At 55.4% G+C, this 6,096-nt stretch carries 5 protein-coding genes and 2 pseudogenes; 1 reads left to right on the forward strand and 6 read right to left on the reverse strand.

Features of this window, described 5'->3' with window-relative positions; genetic code table 11:
* Positions 1-2: 2 nt before the first annotated feature.
* Positions 3-158 (forward strand): annotated as a pseudogene (locus tag PGY33_RS11895) (IS3 family transposase); the annotation flags it as partial.
* A 138-nt stretch (positions 159-296) separates the two neighbouring features.
* Here PGY33_RS11895 and pepF read toward each other — a convergent pair.
* The 6 genes and pseudogenes from pepF to PGY33_RS11925 all read right to left on the reverse strand — a co-directional run.
* Entirely contained in the window at positions 297-2,096 is a 1,800-nt protein-coding gene (gene pepF / locus PGY33_RS11900) for an oligoendopeptidase F (RefSeq protein ID WP_270478810.1), read from the reverse strand.
* 286 nt (positions 2,097-2,382) lie between these two features.
* A complete protein-coding gene (locus tag PGY33_RS11905; protein WP_270478812.1) occupies positions 2,383-2,850 on the reverse strand; it encodes a regulatory protein RecX in 468 nt (155 codons plus the stop codon).
* Positions 2,850-4,022: a recombinase RecA gene (gene recA / locus PGY33_RS11910; RefSeq protein ID WP_110435667.1), complete on the reverse strand. Its 1,173-nt coding sequence runs from the start codon at positions 4,020-4,022 to the stop codon at positions 2,850-2,852. The genes PGY33_RS11905 and recA overlap by 1 nt, the downstream gene beginning before the upstream one ends.
* A gap of 179 nt (positions 4,023-4,201) precedes the next feature.
* Complete coding sequence (locus PGY33_RS11915) at positions 4,202-4,585, reverse strand: metal-dependent transcriptional regulator (RefSeq protein ID WP_110435666.1); 384 nt, start codon at positions 4,583-4,585, stop codon at positions 4,202-4,204.
* A gap of 156 nt (positions 4,586-4,741) precedes the next feature.
* A complete protein-coding gene (locus PGY33_RS11920) occupies positions 4,742-5,158 on the reverse strand; it encodes a hypothetical protein (protein WP_270478813.1) in 417 nt (138 codons plus the stop codon).
* A pseudogene (locus tag PGY33_RS11925) lies at positions 5,046-6,096 on the reverse strand (hypothetical protein); the annotation flags it as partial. The pseudogene PGY33_RS11925 and the gene PGY33_RS11920, both read right to left, overlap by 113 nt.

Consider the following 6,096-nt stretch of genomic DNA (forward strand, 5'->3'; position numbering starts at 1 on the left):
CGAGTAAGCTGTTGTATCTGCAGGAATTTCACTCTATGGAACACTTCAAGCAGGAGTTCATTGAATATCTGGATTACTACAACAACCGCAGGATCAAGGCAAAGCTAAAGGGCCTGCCGCCTGCAATTCACAGACAGCAAGCCCTTTCGGTTGCTTGAACAATTTTTGCGTTGAATTTTTGTCTAACTTTTTTGGGTCACTTCAATCGGCTGTGCCTTTTCTTTGCTCTAATCGAGTGTTACAGACAATGAAAAATGCAAAAAGAAACGTCATTTTCCATTTTTCATTCTTAATGCTCAATTCAGAATCTTTTCTATCTCCGAGATCATTTCATCAAACAGCTTTGTTGCGTCCTCAATCGGCTTCGGACTTGCCATATCCACGCCCGCGCCGCGCAGCAGCGTGATCGGGTCGGCAGAGCAGCCGCCGGACAGGAAGCCGAGGTAATCCTTCACCGCCGGTTCACCCTCCCGCAGAATGCGGCGCGAAAGTGCAATGGCAGCGGCGTAGCCGGTCGCGTACTGGTAAACGTAGTAATCGTAGTAGAAGTGCGGAATACGCGCCCATTCAAGCGAAATCTCCTCGTCTACGTTCATTTCCGGTCCGAAATACTGCTCATTCAGCTTTTTGTACATCGCGCAGAGCGCTTCGGCGGTCGTGCCCTCGCCGCGCTGCGTCATCTCGTTGGCGGCCAGCTCGAACTCGGCGAACATGGTCTGGCGGTACAGCGTGCCGCGGAACTGCTCGAGGAAGTGGTTGATGAGGTACGCGCGCTCCTTCTTATCGGTCGTGACGGACAGCAGGTACTCCATTAGCAGGGCCTCGTTGCAGGTGGATGCAACCTCGGCAACGAAGATAACGTAATCCTGATACGCGGTCGGCTGGGTCTTGTTGGACAGGTACGAGTGGATGGAGTGGCCCATCTCATGCACGAGCGTGAACACATCGTCGAGCGTGCCCTTGAAGTTGAGCAGCACATACGGGTGTACGCGCGCACCTGCCGAGTACGCGCCCGAGCGCTTGCCCTCGTTCTCGTACACGTCGATCCAACCGTTTGCAAAGCCCTCGCGGAGCAGATTCAGGTAGTCCTCGCCGAGCGGCGCGAGCGCCTTCAGTGCGATCTCCTTGGCCTCCTCGAACGTGAATTTCATTTCCACGCCGTCCACGACCGGCACATACAGGTCGTACATGTGCAGTTCGTCCACGCCGAGCAGCTTCTTTCTCAGCGCAACATAGCGGTACATGGGTGCAAATGAGCGGTGCACCGCGTCAATCAGGTTGCGGTAAATCTCGGTCGGCACTTCATTGCCGCCAAGGGCGGCATCCAGCGTCGAGGGGTACTTGCGGACATTCGCAAAGAACAGCAGCTGCTTGAGCTGCGCGGACAGCGTTGCCGCCGAGGTGTTGCGGAACTGGCCGTAAACCGAGTACAGCGAATCGAACGCGGACTTGCGGAGCACGCGGTCGTAGGACTGCATGAGCGGGATGAATGTGCCGTGCGTGACGGGGTGCTTATTGCCGTCCTTGTCCACCGCGTCCGGGAATTTGAGGTCGGCGTCGTTCAGCATGGAGTAAATGTCATCCGGGCTGGCGGCCATTTCGCCTGCAGCGGCGAGGATTGCCTCCTCCTTGTCGGACAGCACATGCTCTCGGCGGCGGCGGATGCGGTCGATATTCAGGCGGTACAGCTCCAGCTCGGGTGCTTCGGCGTACAGACGGTTCATGTCCTCATCGCTGATGGCGAGCAGCTCAGGGGTCTCAAACGCGGCGACAGACTGAATTTCGACCGCGAAGCGCGTCACCTGGCTGACCATCTCCTGATAGGCGGCGACGCGGGTGTCCTCATCGCTGCGGCGCTGGGCGTAGTGTACAAGCGCGTCAAATGCAAGGCTGATTTCATCATCCAGACGGAAAAAAGACAGCAGAACAGCGCCGCTTTCGGCCAGTCTGCCGCGGAATGCGGTGATGCGCGGAATGAACTCCTTGGCCTTCGCTAACGCGGCACGCCAGTCATCGTCGGTCGCAAACAGATCCTGAATCGCCCATTTGTCCTTTGCGGGCACATCTGCGCGGGCGGGAATTTTATTGGTTTCCATGGAAATACTTCCTTTCCGGTAGAGTTTTCTCCTCTTATTATGATACTCCAACCGCGGGATTCATGCAAGACCCTGTCGCAAAACTACCGTTTTGCCGACAAGAGGAACGGACCGTGGGCCGTTCCAGAGTCGTCCGAAAGTTCCTGTGCAGAAACTTTCTCCCTCTATAAGTCAAAAAAGTCAGGTACACGCCCTGACTTTTTTGGAATTTGCACAGCAAATTCTATTTCATGCGCGCTATCGCGCGAAAAGATTCGCTTGATGATGGAAACCCTTGAATAAAAAATTATTCTTCCTCCGGCAGCGAACTGCCGTAGATTTCGAGTGCGCGCTTGATATCATTCCATGCAAAACCGCGACGCTGGAGTGCTGCAACGGCTTTTTCGACCTCTTTGCGATCGGAAACGTCACCGCGCAGGCGTTTTTCGAGCAGAGCCAGCATTTGCGCCTCATCCGGAGAGAAGGTCTGCATAGCTGCTTCTGCGGTGTCGCGGTCTATGCCGCGGCGGGTCAGCTCCTGCCGGATGCGTGCCGCACCGTAGCCCTTGCGCGTGTAGCCGCGTACAACGCTTTCCGCGAACAGCGTATCGTTCAGCAGACTGCGTTCGGTCAGCCACGCAAGCGCGTAATCGGCGGCTTCCTCATCGTGCCCCTTGGCAAGCAGCTTGTCGCGCAGCATTTTCGCACTCAGCGCCCGGTAAGACAGCTGTTTTGCCGCCATATCGAGGGCTGCGCGGTATTTATCCTCGCTCATTATTCTTCGTCGAGGTCGTCAAAATCGTCCGCGTCGATGGAGACTGCCTTGGAGGACGACGGACGCGGCGCCTTATCCGCAGGCTTTTCGGCCTTCTCGGTCGGCACAGCAGCGGAAGGACGTGCCGCATGGCTCTGCGCCAGCTTGCTGCGCTCCTCGGCAACCTTTTCCATGATCTGCTTCTGTACGTCATCCGCGATGTCCGGATGATCCTTGAAATACTGCTTGGCAGCATCACGGCCCTGACCCAGACGGGTATCGCCCATGGAGAACCACGCGCCGGATTTGTTGAGGATGCCGAATTCCACGCCGAGATCGACCAGCTCGCTCGTGCGGGAAATGCCTTCGCCGTACATAATATCGAACTCAGCCTGCTTGAACGGGGGAGCGACCTTGTTTTTTACAACCTTTACGCGGGTGTGGCTGCCGATCAGCTCGGTGCCGTTTTTCAGATGCTCCACGCGGCGAACCTCCATGCGGACAGACGCATAGAATTTGAGCGCACGGCCGCCGGTGGTGACCTCCGGATTGCCGTAAATGACGCCGACCTTCTCACGCAGCTGGTTGATAAAGATGGCTACACACTGGCTCTTGGCGATCGAGCCGGCCAGCTTGCGCATCGCCTGACTCATCATGCGGGCATGCAGACCGACAAAGGAATCGCCCATTTCGCCTTCGATTTCGGCGCGCGGCGTCAGCGCGGCAACCGAGTCGATAACCACGATGTCGATCGCGCCCGAGCGCACGAGCGCTTCTGCAATGTCCAGACCCTGCTCACCGGTGTCCGGCTGGGAGACCAGCAGGCTGTCAATGTCAACGCCGAGTGCCTTGGCGTAAACCGGGTCGAGCGCGTGCTCGGCATCGATAAACGCAGCCGTGCCGCCCAGCTTCTGTGCCTCTGCAACGCTGTGCAGTGCAACTGTGGTCTTACCGGAGGATTCCGGTCCGTAGATCTCAATGATTCGGCCGCGCGGCAGACCGCCGATGCCGAGCGCGAGATCCAGACCGATCGAGCCGGTCGGGATGTGTTCGATGTTCATGCCGGTGTTTTCACCCAGACGCATGACCGAGCCCTTGCCGAACTGCTTTTCGATCTGACCGAGCGCAGCGGCAAGTGCTTTCTTCTTATCAGCCGCAGGAGCGACCGGTTCCAACTGCTTTTTGGTAGCCATGATAGCATTTCCTCCTGAAAAAGTTACAAATATGCAAGCCGCAGAGCGGCGGTGTATTCGGATTCGATACACCCATTATAACAGGGTGCCGATTTGAATGCAATGATTTTATCGAAAATTTGTTCGATAAAATTTGATATAAAAAATCCTGCCTTTTCAGGCAGGATTTTCAACGGGTCTTATTTACCCTGTGCGTCGATATACGCCTTCGCATGCTGCTTGAGCTTGTCGAAGGTTTCCTCGCTCAGCACATGCTCGATGCGGCACGCATCCTCAGCGGCGGTCTCAGCGTCCACGCCGAGAGCGGTGAGGAACGCGGTGAGCACGGTGTGGCGCTCGTAAATGCTGGTGGCAATCTGCATGCCGGATTCGGTCAGTCCCAGCAGACCGTTCTGGTCGATGGAAACGTAACCGTTATCGCGCAGCAGGCCAACGGCACGGCTGATGCTCGGCTTGGAAAAGCCGGTGTAGTGCGCAACGTCGATCGAGCGCACCTGTCCATTTTTCTGCGTCAGAACCAGGATGGCTTCCAGGTAGTTTTCCGCGCTTTCCTGAATTTTCAATGCACGGACCTCCTTTTTCTAAGATACACTTTTCTGTAGGGCAGCACATGGGTTGGTCCTGCCGCGAAATTCTATAATAGTATATCTATTTTATCATGACTTGCGTGTTTTTGCAATCTGCGTTGAACAAATTTCAAGCGGAAACAGCAGCTTGTGTTACGGCTGATCGGGCGGGAGCGGATTTTCCGGTGTATTCTGCGGCTCGGGAGCCGGCTGCTCGAACGGCTGCGGCTCGGGCATTTTGCGGTCAATGCTGCGCAGGGTGCGGTGCATGCTGAACAGCATCATAATAAATTCATAGCCGAGCCGTGCAGCAATATTTCCGACGATAAACAGCAGGATCGCCCAGAAAAAGTGGAAAAACAGCAGAATAACGCTGTAAACAGCCAGCGCAGCGACCGTCATGCAGTACAGGATTTTCAGCAGACCCTCGGTGTATGCGTGCCGGAAATTGAGAAAATCATGCAGCTTTGCCGCTGCACCGTGGTAGTGATTCGGTTTGCGGACAAACAGCGTGTACAGCGCGATGCCGCCCGCAAGAATCAGTAAAAGTGCCAGAATCGGCAGAATCATTGTGAAAAGCGGTGTGTATGTATAGGTATAAGCGTAATTCATGGTATGCACCTCTCCTTTGGAAATGGGTTGATACATTTTTAGTATACCATATTCTGCGGGGATGATAAAGGGAAAGTTGAATAATTGAGAATGGAAAATGGAGAATGGAGAATGCAGGTGAGGGGAAAATCGGTGTATTTATCAGGTGAGAATGGCGTTCTCTCAAACATCGGCAATCGTGTAATCGCAGGGACCGGTCAGTGACCGCCCGCATACCGTTAAATATTACGTTCATTTTCCATTCGCTATCCTCTCCCAACGGATACATAGGTTGTTCTACGGGCGGCAAATCCGCCTCTCCATCCTCCGCAAAGAGGTAAACATAGGCGTTTTTGCCGTCCCAGACCACCTTTTTGACGATGGTGTGCAGCAGGCGGCGTTTTTCCTCCAGCGTAGCAGAATCCACCGCGCTGGCAAAGGATTCGATCATTTCCTGATGGAAGGCGAACTCCTGATGCAGCATCCGGCTCTGCTCGGTGAGGGCTTCCAACTCGGAAAGTCTTGCCTGCTGAGTCTCGCTCTCCCGATGCAGTTCGTCGATCTGCTCCATGACGTACTTTGCAGAGGTGTCGCTGGCAACGGACAGGGACTCCACCAGCCGTTTGAGGCGTTCTTCCGTCTCGGCGTGTTTCTCCCGGAGCAGCGCAAGCTCTGCATCGTAGCCCTCCTTGCTGCCGCTGATAACCTTCTTGGTCTGCGCCAGCAGCCGGGTAAGGGTCTCCTTGTCGGCGGACAGCTTGCGGATCTCCTCGATGATCTTGGCGTCCAGCGTGTTGCCGTTGCAGTTTTTCATAGAGCAGACCGTGCCGTGGCTACGCTCCTTGGTGGAGCACATGTAGGTGTAGATCAGCTCGTCGTCCGCATTCTTGCGGTTGGTCAGCTTCGGGCGCATATAG

The organism is Butyricicoccus sp. AF18-9LB, from assembly GCF_027684505.1.
Lineage (GTDB): Bacteria > Bacillota > Clostridia > Oscillospirales > Butyricicoccaceae > Agathobaculum > Agathobaculum butyriciproducens.

Excerpts from the sequence above, each read along its gene's own strand:
- pepF (WP_270478810.1), bottom strand. The coding sequence starts at position 2,096 with ATGGAAACCAATAAAATTCCCGCCCGCGCAGATGTGCCCGCAAAGGAC.
- PGY33_RS11905 (WP_270478812.1), bottom strand. The coding sequence starts at position 2,850 with ATGAGCGAGGATAAATACCGCGCAGCCCTCGATATGGCGGCAAAACAG.
- recA (WP_110435667.1), bottom strand. The coding sequence starts at position 4,022 with ATGGCTACCAAAAAGCAGTTGGAACCGGTCGCTCCTGCGGCTGATAAG.
- PGY33_RS11920 (WP_270478813.1), bottom strand. The coding sequence starts at position 5,158 with ATGATTCTGCCGATTCTGGCACTTTTACTGATTCTTGCGGGCGGCATC.